Source organism: Amycolatopsis sp. NPDC004747 (assembly GCF_053601335.1).
In genome coordinates this window covers 131,965-151,986 of record NZ_JBSGBQ010000003.1, presented here as the reverse complement: position 1 = coordinate 151,986, position 20,022 = coordinate 131,965, and the positions used below count along the sequence as shown (strand labels likewise).

The window sequence follows — 20,022 nt, the reverse complement described above, 5'->3', positions numbered from 1 at the left end:
CTCCGTGTCCGCCGAACCGAAGCCGGCCGTTTCTCTCACCGAAACGGTCGCCGTTGACGCTGCCGCGGCGCCGGTATTCACTGCGCTCCTCCCGACGGACACGACGATTGCGAGGCACACCGTGGGCGAAATTCTCGGGATCGGGGTGACGCACTACCCGCCACTGTCCGGAGTGGACGAGGACATGGCGTGGCTGCTGCGGACGAACCTCCAGGACCCGCTCGTGCCCGAGCACGCCAAGGATGTGGCTTCCTGGCCGGAGCGGATGCGGGAGGAATGGGGTGCCGACGAGGGCCGGGCCGCGGCCGGCCGGCACCGGGAACAGCTGGTGTCCGCGCTCGACCACTGCCGCGCAGAAATCGACGCCTTCGAACCGGACGTCGTCGTGATCTGGGGCGACGACCAGTACGAGAACTTCCGCGAGGACATCATCCCGCCGTACGCCGTCCTCGCCTACCCGGACCTGACGATCAAGCCGTGGGCGACCATGGCGCACTCGTCGGGGATGGACGACAAGCCGAACGTGTGGAACGAAGGACCCGACACGGCGCTGGCGGTGAAGGGCGCGCCGGACATCGCGCGGTCACTCGCCAAAGCCCTGCTCGAACAGGGGATCGACGTCTCGTACGCGTACCGGCCGCTCCACCAGGAGGGATTCGCGCACGCGTTCCTCAACACCCTGCTCTACCTCGACTACCACCGCCGGGGGTTCCCGTACCCGGTCATCGCGTTCCCCCTGAACTGCTACGGCTCCCTCGTTGTGGCGAACAAGGGGTTCGCGGTGTCCCTCGGCGAGACGCCCGGGCAGCTGGACCCGCCGTCGCCGCCGCCGTGGCGGTTCATGGAGGTGGGTCGGGCCGTGGCGCGGGCGTTCGCCGCCACCGACCTGCGGGTCGCCCTCGTCGCGTCCTCCAGCTGGAGCCACGCCTTCAACACCGACAAGACGTGGCGGCTGCAGCCCGACGTCGCCGCCGACCGCGTGCTGTACGACGCGCTGACCAAGGGCGACTACGACTTCTGGCGGGACCGCACGACCGCCGAGATCGAGGACAGCGGGCAGCAGGAGCTGCTCAACTGGTACACGTTGGTCGGGGCCATGGAGGAGCTCGGCCGGCCGAAGCCGGACTGGAGTGTGTTCGAGGAGTCCTACGTCTTCAATTCCTCCAAGGTGTTCGCGGTCTACCGGCCGTGAAACCGGACCAGCACCGCATCCTCCGGACCGCGGCCAGGGCCCTGTCCGGGGCGGGACTCGTCACGGCGTACGGGCTCTGCTCGGTCCGCCGCGACGAGTCGACGTTCCTCGTCACGCCGGCCGTCCCGTTGGCGGCATCGCGCGGGTGCTGCCCGCCGCGGTGCGGGCGCTGTCGGCTCTCGGGTGCACCGCCCGCCCGCTCGGCGGTCCCGGGACGTACTTCGCCCCGGGGCCGCCGTTGTGGCCCGATCCCCGGCTGGTCCGGACGGAGATGGCCGCGGCGGCGGTGGCGGAAGCACTGGGGGACGCGCCGGCGATCGCGCTCCGTGGCAACGGCGCGGTCGTCGTGGGGGAGTCGTTGCCGCGAGCGGTGGTCCTGCCGCAGTTCCTCGAGACGGCCAGCGCATGTGGTCCTACCTCACTCGCGACGATCCCGGAGCCCGACGCGTTCGGCGAGGTACGGGCCGGTGACGCCGGCAGGGTCGGCGGCGACTTCGTCCGGCGTCCCCTGGGCGACGATGCGGCCGCCGCCGGGGCCGCCGACGGGGCCCAGGTCCAGCACGTGGTCGGCCGCGGCGATCAGGTCGAGGTCGTGGTCGATGACGACGACGGTGGCCCCGGTGTCCAGGAGGCGGTCGAACACCGCCACCAGGGTGCGGATGTCGGCCGGGTGCAGTCCGGTCGAGGGCTCGTCGAGCACGTACAGCACGTCGCGCTGGCTGCTGCGCAGGCGCGCGGCGATGCGCAGGCGCTGGGACTCCCCGCCGGACAGGGCCGGTGTCGGCTCGCCGAGCCGCAAATACCCCAGCCCCACCTCGGCCACGGGTCGCAGCGGCCGGACGACGGCGGGTACGTCGGCGTAGCGTTCCAGGGCTTCGCCGACCGTCAGCTCCAGGACGTCCGCGATGGTGAGACCGTCCACACGCGACTCGAGCGTCTTCTCGCCGAACCGCGCGCCGTGGCACGTGGGGCACTCCACCGCGATGTCGGGCAGATACTGCACGTCCAGGTCGATCGACCCGAGGCCCTTGCACGTCGGGCACTGGCCCTCCTTCGTGTTGAAGGAGAACTGCCCGGCCGTCTGGCCGGTCGCGGCGGCGAACCGGGCCCGGATGGCGTCGAAAGCACCGGTGTAGGTGCCCGGCGTCGACCGGGCGTTGAGACCGATCGGCGTCGCGTCGATCTCCACGACGCCGCGCAGCTGCCCCAGGTCCAGCCGGGCGACGTGGCCGGGCAGTGGCGTGCCGGCCAATCGGGCCCGCGCGGCGGGGACCAGGCTTTCCAGCACCAGGGCGGTCTTGCCCGCGCCGGACGGCCCGGCGATCGCGGTGAGCCGGTTGAGCGGGAACGCGGCTGTCACGCCGGAGAGGTTGTGGAGGCGGCTGACGGTGATGGTGGCCGCTTCGCCGGTGCCCGGCCGGGGCACACGTTCGACCGTCTCGCGGCCCGTAAGGAACGGGCCGATGATGGACCGCTCGTCGGCTTCGATCTCGGCCGGGGTCCCCTGGGCGACGACCGTGCCGCCCTGCCGTCCGGCGCCGGGACCCAGCTCGATGATCCAGTCGGCGGTGCGGATGACGTCGAGGTCGTGCTCGACCAGCACCACCGAGTTGCCGTTGCGCACCAGGGCGTCGATGGCCTTGCGCAGGCCCGCGACGTTACTCGGGTGCAGCCCGACGGACGGCTCGTCCAGGACGTACAGCATGCCGGTGGTACTCGCGTGGACGGTCGAGGTGAGCTCGATGCGCTGCCGCTCGCCCGTGGACAACGTCGCCCCGGCCCGGTCCAGCGCCAGGTAGCCGAGGCCGAGCTCCAGCAGCGGGGCGAGCGCGCCGGTGAGCTCGCCGACCAGCCCGGTGGTCAACCGGGCCAGCTCGGCCGGCATCAGCGCGGGCAGGCGGGCGGCGAACGCGGCGAGGTGGTCGAGGTCCAGCGCGCCGAGTTCGGCGAGGTCGCGGCCGTCCAGGTGGCTGGTCAGGGCCTCGGGCCGCAGCCGGGAGCCGTGGCAGACCGGGCAGGTGTGCGTGACGAGGAACTTGCTGTTCCCCGAGCGGCGGGCGGCGGTGATGGCGTTGTCGTAGGTGACGTCCAGGGTCACCTGCCTGCCGTTGCGGCCCGAGACGACGACTTGCTGCTGCACGGGTTCGCCGTGCATGACGAAGTCCTGCTCCCGGGCGGTGAGGTCGCGGTACGGCACGTCCAGCCGCACCCCCAGCTCGCCGGCGGCGTACCGGCTCAGCCGCCGCCCGCCGACGTTCCACGACAGCACCGCGCCCTCGTCGAGCGTCTTGCCCGGGTCCGGCACCAGCGCCGCGGGGTCGACCTCGGTGCGCACGCCCGTCCCGTCGCAGCCCGGGCACGCACCGAGGGAGTTGAACGCGAACGACTCCGCGCCCGGGTGTTCGAACCGCACCCCGCACACCGGGCACCCGATCTCCATTCCCTGGGTGGCGACCGTCGGTGGCACGTCGTGGCCGTTGGGGCAGCGGTGGGTGCCCAGGCGCGACATGATCAGCCGCAGGACGTTGAAGACCTCGCTCATCGTCCCGACCGTGCTGCGCGGTCCGGGGACCGGTGGCCGTTGCCGCAGCGCGAGCGCCGGGGGCAGGTGGTCGATGCGGTCGGCGTCCGGCCGCTGGGCCTGGCCGATCCGCCGCCTGCTGTAGGTGCTGAGGCCCTCGAGGAACCGGTGCAGCCCTTCGGCGTACAGCGTCCCCATGGCGAGCGAGGTCTTTCCCGAGCCGGACACCCCGGCCACCGCCACCGTCCGCCACAGGGGCACGTCGACGTCGAGGTCGCGCAGCGAGTTGTGCCGCACGCCGCGGACTTCGATCGCGCGGGGGAGGTGGTCCGGCCGGGGTGTCATGACGGGTTTCCTCACGGGTTGGCGCCGGACAGGAACGCGGGGAACGACCGGATCCCGGGCCGCAGCGCCGAGGTGGTGGCGAAGTCGGCCCGGTAGCCCGGTGTGGTCGCGAGCCAGGTGTACATCGCCCGCCGGTCGGCGTCGGGGACCGCGTCGATCGGCGCCGGCTCGAACCGGGTGGGGCGGCCCGCAACCTCGGCGAAGGCCGCCGCCATCTGTTCGGGCGTCAGCTCGTCGCCGGCGATCTCCAGCTGACCGCCCGGAATGGCGCTCGGGTCGAGCACCGCCCGGGCCGCGATCGCGCCGATGTCGTCGGAGGCGATCATCTGGACCGGCACCCCCGGCGCGAAGGCGTACCGGAAGACCTGCCCGTCCGCCTCGTCCGTGACGACACCGGCCCGCATGAGGTTCTCCATGAAGAAGACCGGCCGGATCACCGTCAGCGGCACGCCGGTCGCGCGCAGCCGCTGTTCGATCGCCCACTTGCTCTCGAAGTGCGGGATCCCGGTCGCCCGGTCCGCCCCGCCGACGGAGCTGTAGACCACGGACGGCACTTCCGCGGCCACGACGGCGTCCGCGATGGCCGATCCCTGCCGGACTTCCTCCTCGGCCCCGTCGGCGGTGTATGTCGTCATCGCGAAGACCGCGGCCGCGCCCCGGAACGCGGCCACCAGCGAGTCCAGGTCGGACAGGTCGGCGCGGACGGTGTCCGCGCCGGCTTCCCGGATCCGGTGCGCGCTCCGGCCATCGGGGTCGCGGACCAGCGCGAGGACGTCCGCGCCGTGCTTGAGCAGGTGGCGGGCCACCGCGCCGCCTTGGCGGCCGGTGGCGCCGATCACCGCGATCGGGCCGCTCATGAGCGGATGAATTCGAGCAGGTCGGCGTTGATCGTGTCGGCCTGGGTGGCGGGCATGCCGTGCGGGAACCCCGCGTAGGTCTTGAGGGTGCCGTTCTGCAGCAGCTTGGCCGAGAGCGGGCCCGAGTCGGCGTAGGGCACGATCTGGTCGTCGTCGCCGTGCATGACCAGCGTCGGCACGGTGATCTTCTTCAGGTCCTCGGTGAAGTCGGTCTGGGAGAAGGCGACGATTCCGTCGTAGTGGGCCTTGGCGCCGCCTTCCATGCCCTGGCGCCACCAGTTGCGGATCAGGCCCTGGGAGGGTTCGGCACCGGGGCGGTTGAAGCCGTAGAACGGGCCGGAGGCCAGGTCGAGGTAGAACTGGGCCCGGTTGGCGGCCAGCTGGGCCTGCAGGTCGTCGAAGACGCTCTTGGGCAGGCCGCCGGGGTTGGCTTCGGTCTGCACCATGAGCGGCGGGACGGCCGCGATGAGCGCCGCCTTGGCGACCCGCGATTCGCCGTGGCGGGCGAGGTAGTGCACGACTTCGCCGCCGCCGGTGGAGTGGCCGACGTGGACGGCGTCGTGCAGGTCGAGGTGCGCGGTCAGCGCGGCGAGGTCGTCGGCGTAGTGGTCCATGTCGTGCCCCTCGGCGACCTGCGATGAGCGGCCGTGTCCGCGCCGGTCGTGGGCGATGACGCGGTAGCCGTGCTGGAGGAAGAACAGCAGCTGGGTGTCCCAGTCGTCGGCCGAGAGCGGCCAGCCGTGGCTGAACACGATCGGCTGCCCGGTGCCCCAGTCCTTGTAGAAGATCTCGACACCGTCAGTGGTGGTGATCGTCGGCATGATGCGCTCCATTCCCAGTGGCGGAAGCCCTCGCCATCCGAAGGTGTCACCATCTTCGGCCCGCCGTTGCCGGGGCAGGGCCCGTCAGATGACTGTTCCGTCGACGGTGTACCACGAAATGCTACAGTGGTGAGGCACTTGATTTCAGAAAGGACCCGATCGTGAGCAAGACTTGGTTGATCACCGGCGCGTCCCGCGGCTTCGGGCGCAGCCTCACCGAGGTCGCCCTGGAGGCAGGTGATTCGGTTCTCGCCACCGCACGGCGGCCCGAGCAGCTGGAGGACCTGGTAGCTCGGTACGGCACCCGGATCCGCCCGTTCGCCCTCGACGTCACCGACGCCGCCGCGGCAGTCCGCGCCGTCGAAGAAGCCGCGAACGCCTTCGGTCGCCTGGACGTGGTCGTCAACAACGCCGGCTACGCGAACAGTGCACCGATCGAAGAAATAGCGGAAGCCGACTTCCGTGCCCAGATCGAGGCCAACCTCTTCGGTGTCGTGAACGTGACCCGAGCCGCGCTGCCGGTCTTCCGTGCGCAGCGTTCCGGCACGTTCGTGCAGTTCTCCTCGATCGGCGGCCGGGTCGGCGGGACGCCCGGGATGGGGGCCTACCAGACCGCGAAGTTCGCGGTCGAAGGCTTCTCCGAGGTGCTCGCCAGTGAGGTCGCCCCCTTCGGCGTGAAGGTGATCATCGTCGAGCCGGGAGCGTTCCGCACCGACTGGCAGGGCGCCTCGATGACCCGGCACGCGGTCGGCCCGGACTACGAGGCCACCGTCGGCGCCATCCACCGGTACCGGGACGAGCACGACGGGAAGCAGCCCGGCGACCCGGTCCGCGGGGCGAAAGCCGTCGTCGACGTCGTCGGATCGGACAACCCGCCCCGGCGGTTGATCCTCGGTGGCGATGCCGTCGCGGCCGCGGTGAAGTCCGCCGCGGAGCGGACGGCCGAAACCGAGCGCTGGGCCGACGTCAGCCGTTCGGCTGATTTCCCCCTCGAAGAGCGCGAGCCCGTCGCGGTTTGATCAGCTTTCGCGCGTCGAGGAACCACAGCGGGATCAGCGTGGCCAGTGGCAGCACCGTCAGCTGCCACAACGCGGCCCCGCGCCAGCCCAATGCGCCCACCAGGGACGCGAACAGGAGACCGGAGAACGCGGCGGCCACGTAGTAGGTCGAGACGAACATGCCGGCCGCGCGTCCCACGTGCCGCGGGCGCACAGCCCGTTGCATGGTGCTGTTGAGGGTGGTGAACGCGGAGCCCGCGATGAACGTGGCCAGGATGAACGACATCGTGTACTGCCACGCGTGGCCGGGGGAGCCGTTGAACACCAGCCACGCGCTGACGGCCACGCCCAGGTAGGTGCTCAGCAGGATGGTGCGCGGGTTGTAGCGGTCGGCGAGCCAGCCGGTGAGGATCGACGTCGCGGCGCCCGCCCCGATGACGCTCGCGGCGACCGCCGCCTCGGCGGCGGTGTAGTGCAGCTGCGTGCGCAGGTACGTCGGGTACAGCCCGAGGAACCCGTAGAACACCAAACCGGCGGAGACGCACGCCAGGCCGAGCATCGCGGTGTTGCGGTTGAACGTCGAGGCGGGCACGTGCTCGGCGGGCAGCTCGACGCCGCGCGGACCGGCCGCGTCGAGATCGGTCACCCCACGCCGCACCAGCAGTCCGATGAGGACGGCCAGAACCAGGCCGGCGGTACCGTAGAAGAAGAACGGGGTGTGCCAGCCGCCGAAGTGCTGGGCCATGGACGTCCCGGCGAGCGGGCCGAGGAACACGCCGGCGCCGAACACCGCGCCGAGTGCGCCGAATGCGAAGGATCGTCGCAGCGCGAAGAAGGAGCCGACCACCGCGTACAAGGCGGTGGCCTGCATGCCCTCCCCGGCGCCGGAGAGGAGCCGGTACACGGCCAGGTCGGCGAAGCCGGACGACAGCGGCGTCACCAGCGTGCCCGCGGAGTAGAGCGCCACGCTGACCACGAGCACCGTTTTGCGGGACGCCTTGTCGACCAGGTAGCCGGCCGGCAGGCCGGCGACGGCGATGCCGAGGGTGAAGCCGGTGGCGAGCAGGCCGCCCTGGGAGAGGCCGAAACCGTGCTCGGCGCTGATTTCCGGCAACAGCGGGTAGAAGACTTGCCGGTCCATGGCGTTGATGAGGTACGACAGGACGAGCAGTGTCCATCCGCCGATCGCAGTCGCCGGAGAGACCCGGCGTGCGGCGGGGGGTGCGAGGGGACCGGTGCTGGGCGAGATTTTCACGGGATGACCCTTCCGTTCGCCGGAGCGGGGGAGCGTGAATGCGATCGATTGCAGAAATGTAGGCTCTGGCCCAGGCAGGGTCAATGCCGAATTCAAGGCGTTGGCGCGCAAACGATCGTGACCCAGCGTGGCTCAAGGGGCGCGGAGCAGTGAGTAGTCGATCAGCCCGCTCGCCACTGCCTGTTCCGCGGTGACCGGCGCATCGGCCCGGGAGTGGCGGATCCGCAGGTGGACCACGGTGTCCAGTTCGGCGCGGGTGAAAAGCCCGTCGGTCACGAGGCCTTGGGCGGGATCCGCGAGGGTGCTCAGGTGCTGCTCGGCGGCGCCGCCGAGCAGGCCGAGGCGGTCGGCGATCGCGGCCAGTGCCACGTCGCGGTGTTGCCCGGCGGCCAGTGCTCGCGCCACCGTCGTCGTGACCTCGAGCAGCCGGCCGAGGGCGGTGGCGTGGCCGGCCATCCCCTCGGCGGTGGCGGTCAGGACCGTTCCCGCGTACGGCCCGATCGACGTGACCGACGCGGTACGGCGTGCTCCTTGTGCCTCGGCAACCAGGTCGTTTCCCGCGTTGAGGATGGTGGTGTCGATGGTGCCTTCGATCAGGGCCCGGGCGCGCTTCGGTGTGGCGCCGAGACTGATCACCTCGTAGTCGATGCCGCGGGTCAGTCCGGCGCGGGCGAGGAGTTCGAAGGCGATGAACGCGAACCCCGAGCCGGGCACGTCGACGCCCAGCCGGCTGCCGCGGGCAGGCGCTCCGACGCCGGGAGCGGTGTAGAGGCCGAGGCCCAGGCCGCGGTCGATGGCGCCGAGGATCCGCACGTCGCCGGTCCGGCCCAGTGGATTGCCGGGGACGCACCGGTAGGCCAGGACGTTGTCGGGGTTGGTGAACGCGGCGTCGAGGTGACCATCGAAGAGGTCGGCGAACTGCTGGGCCGATGTTCTCGCCGGGACTTCCGTCACCTCGAGCCCGGCGTCGCGGAGCTGACCGGTCGCGGCGGCCACGGACAGCAGGACCGAGGGGCTGAACGTGCCCAGCCTGATCGAGTGCACCAGGGTGTCACCTTTCACCGGAGTTGCCGAACGTTCGCAGACGAGTTTTCGGGCGAGGACTTGACGGCAGCCTAGCCGTCGCTGCACTCTGACTGCAAACGATTGCACTTCGGAGGTGTTGTCATGGTGACCCCGACGCCCGGATCCACGACGATCGGCTGGATCGGCACCGGCCGGATGGGCGCCGCGCTCGTGCGCAGGCTGCTCGCCGCCGGCTACGACGTCGCGGTCCACAACCGCACGCGGGCCAAGGCCGAGGAGCTGGTCGCCGCGGGCGCCACTGTGGCCGACCGGCCGGTCGACCTCGCCGGGCGCGACGTCGTCTTCACGATGGTCTCCGCCTCGGCCGACCTGGAGCAGGTCACCTCCGGCGACGGCGGCTTGTTCACCGACGCCACGCGCGCGCCGAAGGTGCTGGTGGACTCCTCGACCGTGTCCGCCGAAGCTTCGGCTGCCGTGCGGGTCGCCGCGGCGAAGCGCGGCACCGAACTGCTGGCCGCGCCGGTGAGCGGCAACCCGAAGGTCGTCGGCAGCGGCAAGCTGACCCTGGCCGTGTCGGGCCCGCGTGCGGTGTTCGACGACGTCGAACCGCTGCTGGCGGCGCTCGGCCGCGGCGTGACCTACGTCGGTGAAGACGAGGTCGCCCGGCTGGTGAAGATCTGCCACAACGTCTTCCTGGGCGTCGTCACCCAGTCGCTGGCCGAGATCACCGTGCTGGCCGAGAAGGGCGGCGTGAGCCGCGAGGCGTTCCTGTCCTTCCTCAACGACTCGGTCATGGGCTCGGTGTTCAGCCGCTACAAGACTCCGGCGCTGGTCAACCTCGACTTCACCCCGACGTTCACCATGCCGTTGCTGCGCAAGGACTTCGACCTCGGCCTCGCCGCCGCCCGCGAGCTGGAGGCGCCGATGCCGGTGGCCTCGGCCGCGGCCCAGCTGGTCGCCTCGGCGGTCGGCGCCGGCCTGGTCGACCAGGACTTCGCGGTCCTCATCGAGGAGCAGGCCCGCCGGTCCGGTCTGACACTGGTGCCGGAAAACGCGGCTGTCAGCGACGGCCTGGAGCCCGCCGATGCCTGAGGGACGCCCGATTCCGGCCCCCGGGCACGGCGCGGTCGACTTCGAGGAACGCGTCGACTTCGCTCGCCTGCGCGAATACCGCCTCGCCCGGGCCCGCGCCTCGCTGGAGTCCAGTGAGTGCGGCGCGTTCCTGCTGTTCGACTTCTACAACATCCGGTACACCACCCAGACCTGGATCGGCGGCGCGCTGGGCGACAAGATGACCCGCTACGCGCTGCTGACCCGTGACGGCGAGCCGATGCTGTGGGACTTCGGGTCCGCGGCGAAGCACCACCAGCTGTACTCGCCGTGGCTGCAGCCGGAGAACTGCCGCGCCGGCATGCTCGGCCTGCGTGGCGCGATCTCGCCGGAAGCCGGCCTGATGCGCGAGGCGGTCACGCAGCTCAAGGACCTGCTGACCCAGGCGGGAGTGGCCGGTTCGCCGGTCGGGGTGGACATCGTCGAGCCGCCGTTCCTGTTCGAGATGCAGCGGCAAGGGCTGAAAGTCGTCGACGCGCAGCAGCTGATGCTCGACGCGCGCGAAATCAAGTCGGCCGACGAGATCACCTTGCTGTCGCAGGCGGCGGCGATGGTCGACGGCGTGTACCAGGACATCGTCGAGGTGCTCAAGCCCGGCGTCCGTGAGAACGAGATCGTGGCCCTGGCGAGCAAGCGGCTCTACGAAATGGGGTCGGACCAGGTTGAAGCGATCAACGCGGTTTCGGGAGAGCGGTGCAATCCGCACCCGCACAACTTCTCCGACCGCCTGATCCGCCCGGGCGACCAGGCGTTCTTCGACATCATCCAGTCCTACAACGGCTACCGCACCTGCTACTACCGCACCTTCGGCGTCGGCAGCGCGACCGACTCCCAGCGCGGCGCGTACCGGCGGGCGCGCGAGTGGATGGACGCCGCGATCGAGACGGTCAAGCCCGGCGTGGGCACCGACGAGGTCGCGCGCGTCTGGCCCGCGGCCACCGAGTTCGGGTTTGCCGACGAGATGGCCGCCTTCGGCCTGCAGTTCGGTCACGGCCTCGGGCTCGGCCTGCACGAGCGGCCGATCATCTCGCGGCTCAACAGCATCGCGCACCCGGTCGAGATCAAGCCCGGCATGGTCTTCGCGCTCGAGACCTACTGCCCGGCTTCGGACGGGTTCTCCGCCGCACGCATCGAGGAAGAGGTCGTCGTCACCGAGACCGGGGCCGAGGTCCTGACCAAATTCCCGGCGCAGGACCTGTTCGTCGCCAACCCGTACTGAGGAGCCACCTTGAAGGTCCCCGAAGAGCTGTTCATCGGTGGTGTCTGGCGGTCTTCCGCCGACGAATCACGCATCACCGTGGTCGATCCGGCCACTGCGGAGCCCCTCGCAACCGTCGCGAACGGCACCGTCGAAGACGGTCTGGCCGCCGTCGACGCGGCCGCCGATGCCCTGCCCGCGTGGGCGGCGACCGCGCCGCGACGGCGGGCGGAGGTCCTGCAGCGCGCGTTCGCCCTGATGCACGAGCGCGCCGCCGAGCTCGCCGAGCTCATCGTCCGCGAGAACGGCAAAGCGCTGCCCGACGCGCTCGGCGAAGTCACCTACGCGGCCGAGTTCTTCCGGTGGTACGCCGAGGAAACCGTGCGGCTGGCGGGCACCGTGCAGACCGCGCCGGGCGGCGCCAACCGCATCCTGGTGCTGCGGCAGCCGATCGGTGTGAGCGTGCTCGTGACGCCGTGGAACTTCCCGGCCGCGATGGCCACGCGGAAGATCGGGCCCGCGCTCGGTGCGGGGTGCACCGTGATCCTCAAACCGGCTTCGGAAACGCCGCTGACCGCGCTCGCGATCGCCGCGATCCTCGAAGAGGCGGGCGCGCCCGCGGGCACCGTGAACGTCGTGCCTTCCACCCGATCGGACGCCGTCGTCGGCGCGATGCTCGAGGATCCCCGGGTGCGGAAGCTGTCGTTCACCGGATCCACCGAGGTCGGCCGCCACCTGCTGCACGCCGCGGCGGACAGCGTGGTCAGCACCTCGATGGAATTGGGTGGCAACGCGCCGTTCCTGGTCTTCGACGACGCCGACCTGGACGCGGCGGTGGACGGGGCGATGGTCGCCAAGATGCGCAACGGCGGCCAGGCGTGCACCGCGGCGAACCGGTTCTTCGCCCAGCGCGCCGTTGCCGCCGAGTTCGCCCGGCGGCTCGCCGGCCGGATGGGCGCGCTGCGCGTCGGGCCGGGGAACGCCCCCGGTGTCGAGCTGGGCCCGCTGGTCAACGCGGCGGCCGTGGCGAAGGTGAGTGAGCTGGTCGACGGCACGGTCGCCAGCGGCGCCCGCGTGCTGACCGGGGGAGAACGTCCGGACGGCGCCGGCTTCTACTACCCGGCCACCGTGCTGGCCGAGGTGCCGGCCGGTGCACCGGTCCTGGCGGAGGAGATCTTCGGCCCGGTCGCCCCGATCGTCACCTTCGACACCGAAGAGGAAGCCGTCCGGCTGGCCAACGACACCGAGCACGGCCTCGTCTCCTACGTCTACACCGGAGACCTCGCCCGGGGTCTCCGGCTGGCGGAGGCCCTCGAGTCCGGGATGGTGGGGCTCAACCGAGGGCTGGTGTCGGAACCGGCCGCGCCCTTCGGCGGGGTCAAGCAGAGCGGGCTGGGCCGGGAGGGCGGGCACGAAGGGCTGCTCGAGTACACGGAGTCGAAGTACGTCGCGGTCAGCTGGTGACGTGCGCTCTCTCTATGCTGACCCCATGGACAGGGCCCCGACGATCAAGGACGTCGCCGAGCGGGCGGGGGTGCACGCGGCCACCGCCAGCCGCGCGCTGAACCCCGCCACCCGGGGAATGGTCAACACCCGGACGGCCAACCGGGTCCTGGAAGCCGCGCGGACGCTGGGGTACGCCCCCAACTCCGCGGCGCGCAGCCTGCGCACCCGGACGTCCTCGGTCGCCGGGGTGATCATCCCGGACCTGCGCAACCCGGTGTTCCCGCCGATCGTGCGGGGGATCGAGGACGAGCTGCGGGAGGCCGGGTACATGGCGCTGGTCGGCAACACCGACGGCGACCCGGAGCGCGAACGCGAACTGGTCACGGCCATGCGCGGCCGCCAGACCGACGGGTTCATCCTGGCCACCAGCCGCCGCGGCGACACCGTCCGCACGGAGGGCGGGGTGCCCGTGCCGACGGTGCTGGTCAACCGCCGCACCGACGCCGGCGACATCCCGTCGGTGACCGCGGACAACGCGGCGGGCGTCCACCTGCTGGTGCGCCACCTCGCCGGGCTCGGGCACACGCGGATCGGGCACGTCGCCGGTCCGCGCGAGCTGTCCACCGGGTGGGAGCGTTACCGCGCGTTCCTCGACGCCACGACGTCGCTGGGGCTGAACGCCGGCAGCGAACCGGTCGAGTTCGCCGAGGCGTTCACCGAGGCGGCCGGCCACGCCGCCGCCGCGCGGTTGTTCGCGGCGCATCCGGAGCTGACCGCGGTGCTGGCCGGCAACGACCTCCTCGCGCTCGGCTGCTACTCCGCGCTGGCCGAGCTGGGCCGGTCCGTGCCCGGTGACGTGTCGGTGACCGGGTTCAACGACATGCCGTTCGTGGACCGGCAGCGACCCGCCTTGACCACCGTCCGCATCCCGCACTACGACATCGGCCGGGAAGCCGCCCGGCTGCTGCTGGAACGCATCGGTTCCCCCGCCGCGCCGGCGAAGCGCGTGGTGCTGCCGGTGGAACTCGTGTCCCGGGACTCGACCGGCCCCGTCGCGAGCTGAACCGGCCGAGGCCCGTTCCGGTGGTCACCAGGTTTCCGGCTCGAACACTTCCGGGTGGCGTTCCAGTTCGATCCTCGTGCGGCGGATGTGGAGCTCCAGCACCTGCTCGGCCGATTCGAGGTCCCCGTCCCGCAGGGCCTGGATCAGCAGCCGGTGCTCCGCGCCGATGATCCACGAGCGGCTCCGGCCCGCGAGCCGGGTGAAGGCGCGGCGGTAGGGCTGGGTCGCGTCCCACAGGCGGGCGACGATGCCGGCCGCTTCGGCCGCGTCGTGGTGGCGGTAGGTCAGCCAGTGCAGCCGGCGGTCGAGGACGAGGAACTCTTCGACGTCGTCGGTGCGCTCGATCTCGCCCTGCACCGCGTCCAGCTCGGCGAAGTCGGCATCGGTCAGGTGCGGCGCGGATTCCGCCAGCAGCAGCGGTTCCACGCGTTCGCGGATGCGGTAGCTCAGCCGGCACTCGCGCAGGTCCATGCTCGTCACCCAGGCGCCCTGGTTGGCGCGCACCGTCACGAGACCGCCCGAAGCGAGGATCCGCAAGGCTTCGCGCACCGGCAGGCGGCTGGTCGCCAGTTCCTCCGCCAGCTCGTCCTGCTTGATGCGGGTGCCCGGGGCCAGGCGGCCGGACAGGATGCGGTCGCGCAGCTCGTCGGCGACCCGCTGGCTGGCCACCGAGCTGACCTCGGACACCATCGCGCTCCTCTCGGCTCAGGCGAAGCCGCCCGGGTCGTGGTCGTAGGCCTTGCCGTCCGGGTAGGACACTAGCTCACACTGCAGTCCCCACGGCGCCAGGAAGTACACCCACCGCTGCCCGAGGTGGGGGCCCTTGCTCGCGGTCGGTTCGCCGAGCACGCGCAGCCCGCGCTCGCGCAGGTACGCGACCGCCGTGTCGAGGTCTTCGACGTAGAACGCCAGGTGGTGGCCGCCCACGTCGCTGTTGAGCGGCGGATCCGTGCGCTGCCCCGGCGCGGAGTACTCGAACAGCTCGACGCGGGTGCCGTCGGGCAGCCGGACGAACTGGATCCGCGAAGCCACCGCACGGTCGGGCACGTTGAGGTGCTCGCTCATCCAGCCGCCCTCGTCGCGCAACGGACCCAGCGTGTACTGGTACTCCGCGCCCAGCACGTCGACGAAGAAGTTCCGGGCCTGGTCGAGGTCGGGCACCGTCAACCCGACGTGATCGGCTCGAGTGAGTCCGGGTACGGCCATCACCGCTCCTAATGGATCCATTTCTCTTGTCTTTGCCGAGGATAGCGCGTTTACTGGCCCTGCGATGCACTGAAATGGATCCAATGAGGAGGCAGAGTATGCCCGCCCGGGAGCCACTGGCCCCGCGTCCGGCGTGGACGCGGCTGAGCACGACCGAAGACGACTGGGACACCGCCGACGGCGACCTGCTGCTGCGCCTGCTCGGGCACGCGGTCTGGATCCGCGCGTTCGAGGAGTACGTGCTCGAGCTGGCCGGCCAGGGCCTCGTCCACGGGCCGGCGCACTCCAGCGTCGGCCAGGAAGGCGGGGCCGTCGGCTCGATCCTGCCGTTGCGCAGCGACGACCTGGTCAACGGCTCCCACCGCGGCCACCACCAGTTCCTCGCCAAGGCCTTCGGGCACGTCGCCACGCCCGTGCCGGGGCGGCTACCCGAGCTGACCACCGACGTCCGCACCGTCCTGCGGCGCACGCTGGCCGAAATCTGCGGTCTCGCCGACGGCTACTGCGGTGGCCGGGGCGGCTCCATGCACCTGCAGTGGCGGGAGGCAGGCGCGATGGGCACCAACGCCATCGTCGGGGGCGGCGTCCCGCAGGCGGCCGGCTTCGCGTGGAACCAGAAACGAGCCGGCACGGACGCCGTGACCGTGACGTACTTCGGGGACGGCGCGGTGAACATCGGCTCGGTGCTCGAGACCTTCAACCTCGCTGCCGCCTGGCGGCTGCCGGTGTGCTTCTTCATCGAGAACAACCGCTACGCCGTCTCCACCCCCGTCGAGCAGGCCACGGCGGAGCCACGACTGTCCGGCCGCGGTCCCGGGTTCGGCATCCCCAGCTGGCAGGTCGACGGAATGGATCCACTCGCCGTGCATCTGGCCATGACCGAGGCACTCGGGCACCTGCGCGGCGGCGACGGTCCGGTGATCGTCGAGGCCGAGGTCTACCGGTACTTCCACCAGAACGGCGCCTACCCCGGCAGCGCGTTCGGCTACCGGACCAAGGAAGAAGAGCAGGCGTGGCGGCAGCGCGACCCGATCGACCTGCTGCGCCGGCACGTCGAGCGGCGCGAACTGGCCACCGCCGCGGACGTCGACGCCGCGCGGGACGAGGTGACCGCGGTGCTGCGCGAACTGGGTGACGCGGTCCTCGAGCCGGATCCGAGCGGCAAGCCGGGACAGCGGCGGATTCGCGCGGCCGCGTGGCCGTCGACCGAATTCGTGGACTTCGGCGTGCGTGGTGACCTGTCCGAATTGGACGGCAGCCGGTACGCCGAGGAGGCCGACGTCGAAGGCGGCCTCGTCCAGCGCCGGTTCGTCGACGTCGTCAGCGATGTCCTCGCCCGCCGGATGGAGGCCGACGAGCGCGTGGTCGTGCTGGGGGAGGACGTGCACCGGCTGCGCGGGGGCACCAACGGCGCGACCCGCGCGCCGCAGGAGCGGTTCCCCGACCGGGTGCTGGGCACGCCGATCAGCGAGAACGCCTTCACCGGCCTGGCCGGGGGGATGGCGATCGACGGCCGCGCCCGCCCGGTCGTCGAGTTCATGTACGCGGACTTCATGTGGGTCGCCGCGGACCAGTTGTTCAACCAGGTCGCGAAGGCCCGGCACATGTTCGGCGGCCACGGCAGCGTCCCGTTCGTGCTGCGCACCAAGCTCGCCGCCGGCACCGGCTACGGCTCGCAGCACTCCATGGACCCGGCCGGGATCCTCACCACGGCACCGGGCCTTCGGGTGGTCGCGCCGTCGACGCCGTTCGACTACGTCGGCCTGCTGAACACCGCACTGGCGTGCGAAGACCCGGTGGTGATCCTCGAGCACGTCGACCTCTACACGACCACCGGCACCGCGCCCGCCGAAGACCTCGACTACCGCCTGCCGGTGGGACGGGCCGCGGTGCGGGCCGAAGGCGACGACCTGACCATCCTCACCTACCTGTCGATGGTCCGGCACACCGCCGAAGCGCTCGAGCAGGTGCCGGAGGTGCGCGCCGACCTCATCGACCTCCGGTGGCTCGACTTCGCCAGCCTCGACTGGGACACCATCGAACGCAGTGTCCGCAAGACGAACCGGGTGCTGATCGTCGAGCAAGGCGCGTGGGGCACCTCCTACGGCGGGCGGCTCGCCGACGAAGTCCAGCGCCGCCTCTTCGACTGGCTCGACGCGCCGATCGAGCGCGTCACCGGCGGCGAAGCATCGCCCAGCATCAGCAGGGTCCTGGAACGCGCGGCCATCGCGCGCACCGACGAGGTCGTGACCGCCCTGCGTCGCATCGCGAAGGAGCTGTGAACCATGGTCGCGCTGTTGCGAGTGCCCGAAGTGGCCGCGGGGGAGACCCAGGCCGTGCTGGCGCAGTGGCTGGTCACGCCCGGCGTCGAGTTCGCCGCGGGCGAGGCGATCGCCCTGCTGGAGACGGACAAAGCCGCGGTCGAAGTCGAGGCCGAAGCGGGGGCGCAACTGTTGCGGACGCTGGCGGAGCCGGGGACGACGGTCGAGGTGGGTGCCCCGATCGCCGTTCTGGGCGCCCCGTCCGAACGCGACGACGTCGACGGCTTCCTCGCCGCGTCCGGCCTCACCGGACCGGTGAGAACCAGCGAGCCGACGAGGGTCTTCAGCAGCCCGCTCGCGCGGAAGATGCTGAAGGAGGCGGGGATCAGCCCGGACGTGGGGACCGGCACCGGGCCGAACGGCAGGATCGTGCGCCGTGACGTCGAGCGGGTCATCACGGAGACGCGCGAATCACCCGACGTCCCTGCTGTCGTGGCAGCGCCCGCGTCCGAGGCGTTCACCGAGCTTCCGCACTCGCGCCTCCGAACGGCGATCGCGAACCGGCTCACCGTGGCGAAACAGACGGTGCCGCACTACTACTTGCGCCGCACCGCTCGCGTCGATCGGCTGCTCGGCCTGCGTCGCGAGCTCAATGCCGTCTCGCCGGTGAAGATCTCGGTCAACGACCTCGTGGTCCGCGCGCTGGCGGCCGGCTACCGAGCGGTGCCGGAAGCCAACGTGACCTGGACCGAACAGAACCTGCGCCAGTACGCCCGGGTCGACCTCGGCGTGGCGATCGCCTCCACGCGCGGCCTCGTCACGCCGGTCCTGCACGACGTGCTTGGCACGGCACCGGGCGAGGTGGCGGCGCGTGTGCGTGACTTCGCCGCCCGCGCGGACGAGGGCCGGTTGCGGCAGCACGAACTCGAGGGCGGCGTGGCGACGGTGAGCAACCTCGGCATGTACGGCGTCGACGAGTTCGCGGCCATCGTCAACCCGCCCCAATCCGCGATCCTGGCGGTGGGCGCGGCCAAACCGGCACCGTTCGTCGTGGACGGTGCAATCGAGGTCGGCACCAGCCTCGCGTTGACCCTGTCCGTGGACCACCGCGCGGTGGACGGGGCGTTGGGGGCGCGATTGCTCGACGCGGTCGTTCGCGCGCTGGAGAACCCGATGAGCTTGCTGGTCTGAACGGACGGAAAACCCGGCCCACCATCCTTTCCGATGGCGGGCCGGGCTTTTCGGGTGCTTCAGTCCGGCGGCAGGAGCCCGGCGCGGCGGCCGAGGGCCTTGGCGTGGTCGCCGGCGCGCTGCAGGAGCTCGGCGACGTGCAGGTGGTCGACGCGGGTGAACCGGCCGTCCTCGAGGAGCTGCTCGCCGTTGACGAAGACGTGCTTGGCGTCGGCTCCCCGGGTGGCGTGCACGAACGTGGCGAGGGGGTGGTGGCTCGGGCCGGCGTGGAGCGTCGTGAGGTCGAAGACGGCGATGTCGGCGGCGTAGCCGGGGGCGAGCCGGCCGAGGTGGCCGTCCGCGCGGACGGCGCGGGCGCCGTCTTCGGTCGCCATGGTGACGAGCTTGCCCAGGTCGATCGTGCTGGGGTGCTGGTGGAGCTGGTTCTGCAGGAGCCGGGTCCACTTGATCTGCTCGAGCATGTCGTTGGTGAGGTCGACCATGGGGCCGTCGGTGCCGAGGGCGACGCGGACGCCGTTGTCGAGCATCCGCTTCACGGGCGTGATGCCGCCGCCGCGGGCGGCTTCGGAGCTGGGCGTGTGCGCGACGGTGCTGCCGGAGGCGGCGATGAGGTCGAGGTCGTTGCGCAGCGGGTTGATGGTGTGGGCGAGGATCCAGCGGTCGTCGAGGACGCCGAGCCGGTGCAGGAACTGCACGTCGGTGCGGCCGGTCTCGAGCACCCACCGGAGGTAACCCTGTTCGCGGGACATCGTGCCGCCCGCGATGTGGGAGGTGACGAAGGTGTCCTTTTCGGCGGCGAGGGCGTGGCCGCCGGTGATCATCTCCTCGGAACTGGTGCCGAGCGCGACCCAGTGCGCGGTGGCTTCGAGCACGAATCCGACGCGGATGCGGCCTTCGGCCGTTCCGTCCCACTTCTCGAAGGATTCGAGGGCGCCCGCGTACCCGGTCTCGGTGTCGTGCGGGCGGATGACCTTGGCGAAGAACTGGCGGATCCCGGTGTCGGCCACCGGGCCGAGGATGGCTTCCTCCTCGGCGACGGTGGTTTCGTTGACCTGGTGGTTGACGGAGCTGGTGGTCCCGCCGCGGAGCATGTCGAGGCCGGCCAGCTTACTGGCCACCCGCAGGTCGTCGACGGTCAGCCGGTCCTTCAGCGGGACCAGGCACTCGGCGATCCACTGCTCCAGGAGCACGTCGCCGCCGAGGCCCTTTCCGTAGACGTACCAGTCGTGCTGGTGGGTGTTGACCAGCCCCGGCAGCACGATCGAACCGCGGGTGTCGATCACCCGGTCCACGTCGTCGCGGCTCAGCGTGCCCGCCGGGCCGAGCTGCGCGATCGTCGTTCCCTCGATCACCAGGTCGCCCGCGGCCAGGAGATCCGGTCGACCGGAGGCGACCACGTGACCTCCGCTGAGCAACGTCCTCATCCGACTGCCTCCTGCCGAGACCGAACTATCGCAAACGATTGCATTATCGTATGGGCCGGGTAACCTGTGGTCAATGGCGACCAGAACGGAGTTCTGTCGCAATCGTTT

Annotated in this window: 16 protein-coding genes; 8 read left to right on the top strand and 8 right to left on the bottom strand. The window is 71.2% G+C overall.

Annotated elements, in window-relative coordinates; translation table 11 throughout:
• The first annotated feature begins 121 nt into the window (after window positions 1-121).
• The gene (locus ACWEGE_RS05595) at window positions 122-1,192 is read left to right on the top strand and encodes a DODA-type extradiol aromatic ring-opening family dioxygenase (protein WP_449659234.1); all 1,071 of its coding nucleotides are present in this window, start codon (window positions 122-124) and stop codon (window positions 1,190-1,192) included.
• A 418-nt stretch (window positions 1,193-1,610) separates the two neighbouring features.
• On the opposite strand, the gene ACWEGE_RS05590 is transcribed toward ACWEGE_RS05595, so the two are convergent.
• The 3 genes from ACWEGE_RS05590 to ACWEGE_RS05580 are packed head-to-tail and all read right to left on the bottom strand — an operon-like array spanning window position 1,611 to window position 5,736.
• Entirely contained in the window at window positions 1,611-4,058 is a 2,448-nt protein-coding gene (locus tag ACWEGE_RS05590; RefSeq protein WP_449659233.1) for an excinuclease ABC subunit UvrA, read from the bottom strand.
• 11 nt (window positions 4,059-4,069) lie between these two features.
• Window positions 4,070-4,915 carry an NmrA/HSCARG family protein gene (locus tag ACWEGE_RS05585; protein WP_449659232.1) on the bottom strand — a complete coding sequence of 282 codons (846 nt, stop codon included), beginning with the start codon at window positions 4,913-4,915 and terminating at the stop codon, window positions 4,070-4,072.
• Window positions 4,912-5,736, bottom strand: coding sequence for an alpha/beta fold hydrolase (locus ACWEGE_RS05580; protein WP_449659231.1), 825 nt, complete (start codon window positions 5,734-5,736; stop codon window positions 4,912-4,914). The genes ACWEGE_RS05585 and ACWEGE_RS05580 overlap by 4 nt, the downstream gene beginning before the upstream one ends.
• A 161-nt stretch (window positions 5,737-5,897) precedes the next feature.
• On the opposite strand from ACWEGE_RS05580, the gene ACWEGE_RS05575 reads away from it, so the two are divergent.
• The gene (locus ACWEGE_RS05575; protein ID WP_449659230.1) at window positions 5,898-6,755 is read left to right on the top strand and encodes an oxidoreductase; all 858 of its coding nucleotides are present in this window, start codon (window positions 5,898-5,900) and stop codon (window positions 6,753-6,755) included.
• Here ACWEGE_RS05575 and ACWEGE_RS05570 read toward each other — a convergent pair.
• Together ACWEGE_RS05570 and ACWEGE_RS05565 are read right to left on the bottom strand one after the other, a co-directional pair.
• The gene (locus ACWEGE_RS05570; RefSeq protein WP_449659229.1) at window positions 6,703-7,989 is read right to left on the bottom strand and encodes an MFS transporter; all 1,287 of its coding nucleotides are present in this window, start codon (window positions 7,987-7,989) and stop codon (window positions 6,703-6,705) included. The two genes, ACWEGE_RS05575 and ACWEGE_RS05570, sit on opposite strands and share 53 nt — an antisense overlap.
• Window positions 7,990-8,121: 132 nt before the next feature.
• Window positions 8,122-9,033, bottom strand: a complete 912-nt coding sequence (locus ACWEGE_RS05565) for an ABC transporter substrate-binding protein (RefSeq protein WP_449659228.1) — start codon at window positions 9,031-9,033, stop codon at window positions 8,122-8,124.
• 123 nt (window positions 9,034-9,156) lie between these two features.
• Here ACWEGE_RS05565 and ACWEGE_RS05560 point away from each other — a divergent pair, with 123 nt between their 5' ends.
• Genes ACWEGE_RS05560 through ACWEGE_RS05545 form a run of 4 tightly spaced genes read left to right on the top strand, consistent with a single transcriptional unit; the run spans window position 9,157 to window position 13,832 of the window.
• Window positions 9,157-10,107, top strand: coding sequence for an NAD(P)-dependent oxidoreductase (locus ACWEGE_RS05560; RefSeq protein WP_449659227.1), 951 nt, complete (start codon window positions 9,157-9,159; stop codon window positions 10,105-10,107).
• Window positions 10,100-11,344, top strand: coding sequence for a M24 family metallopeptidase (locus ACWEGE_RS05555; RefSeq protein ID WP_449659226.1), 1,245 nt, complete (start codon window positions 10,100-10,102; stop codon window positions 11,342-11,344). Before ACWEGE_RS05560 ends, ACWEGE_RS05555 begins: the two co-directional genes overlap by 8 nt.
• A gap of 9 nt (window positions 11,345-11,353) precedes the next feature.
• Complete coding sequence (locus tag ACWEGE_RS05550; protein ID WP_449659225.1) at window positions 11,354-12,787, top strand: NAD-dependent succinate-semialdehyde dehydrogenase; 1,434 nt, start codon at window positions 11,354-11,356, stop codon at window positions 12,785-12,787.
• 25 nt (window positions 12,788-12,812) lie between these two features.
• On the top strand, window positions 12,813-13,832 hold the full coding sequence (locus ACWEGE_RS05545) for a LacI family DNA-binding transcriptional regulator (protein WP_449659224.1): 1,020 nt from the start codon (window positions 12,813-12,815) through the stop codon (window positions 13,830-13,832).
• Window positions 13,833-13,856: 24 nt separating this feature from the next.
• Here the strand turns inward: ACWEGE_RS05545 and ACWEGE_RS05540 are convergent, their stop codons facing one another.
• A complete protein-coding gene (locus ACWEGE_RS05540) occupies window positions 13,857-14,519 on the bottom strand; it encodes a GntR family transcriptional regulator (RefSeq protein ID WP_449659223.1) in 663 nt (220 codons plus the stop codon).
• An 18-nt stretch (window positions 14,520-14,537) separates the two neighbouring features.
• Entirely contained in the window at window positions 14,538-15,038 is a 501-nt protein-coding gene (locus ACWEGE_RS05535; protein WP_449659222.1) for a VOC family protein, read from the bottom strand.
• 98 nt (window positions 15,039-15,136) lie between these two features.
• Here ACWEGE_RS05535 and ACWEGE_RS05530 point away from each other — a divergent pair, with 98 nt between their 5' ends.
• A complete protein-coding gene (locus ACWEGE_RS05530; protein ID WP_449659221.1) occupies window positions 15,137-17,320 on the top strand; it encodes an alpha-ketoacid dehydrogenase subunit alpha/beta in 2,184 nt (727 codons plus the stop codon).
• A gap of 3 nt (window positions 17,321-17,323) precedes the next feature.
• Window positions 17,324-18,490, top strand: coding sequence for a dihydrolipoamide acetyltransferase family protein (locus ACWEGE_RS05525; protein WP_449659220.1), 1,167 nt, complete (start codon window positions 17,324-17,326; stop codon window positions 18,488-18,490).
• A gap of 59 nt (window positions 18,491-18,549) precedes the next feature.
• Here ACWEGE_RS05525 and ACWEGE_RS05520 read toward each other — a convergent pair whose 3' ends face one another.
• The gene (locus tag ACWEGE_RS05520; RefSeq protein WP_449659219.1) at window positions 18,550-19,914 is read right to left on the bottom strand and encodes an amidohydrolase family protein; all 1,365 of its coding nucleotides are present in this window, start codon (window positions 19,912-19,914) and stop codon (window positions 18,550-18,552) included.
• Between the last annotated feature and the right edge of the window lie 108 nt (window positions 19,915-20,022).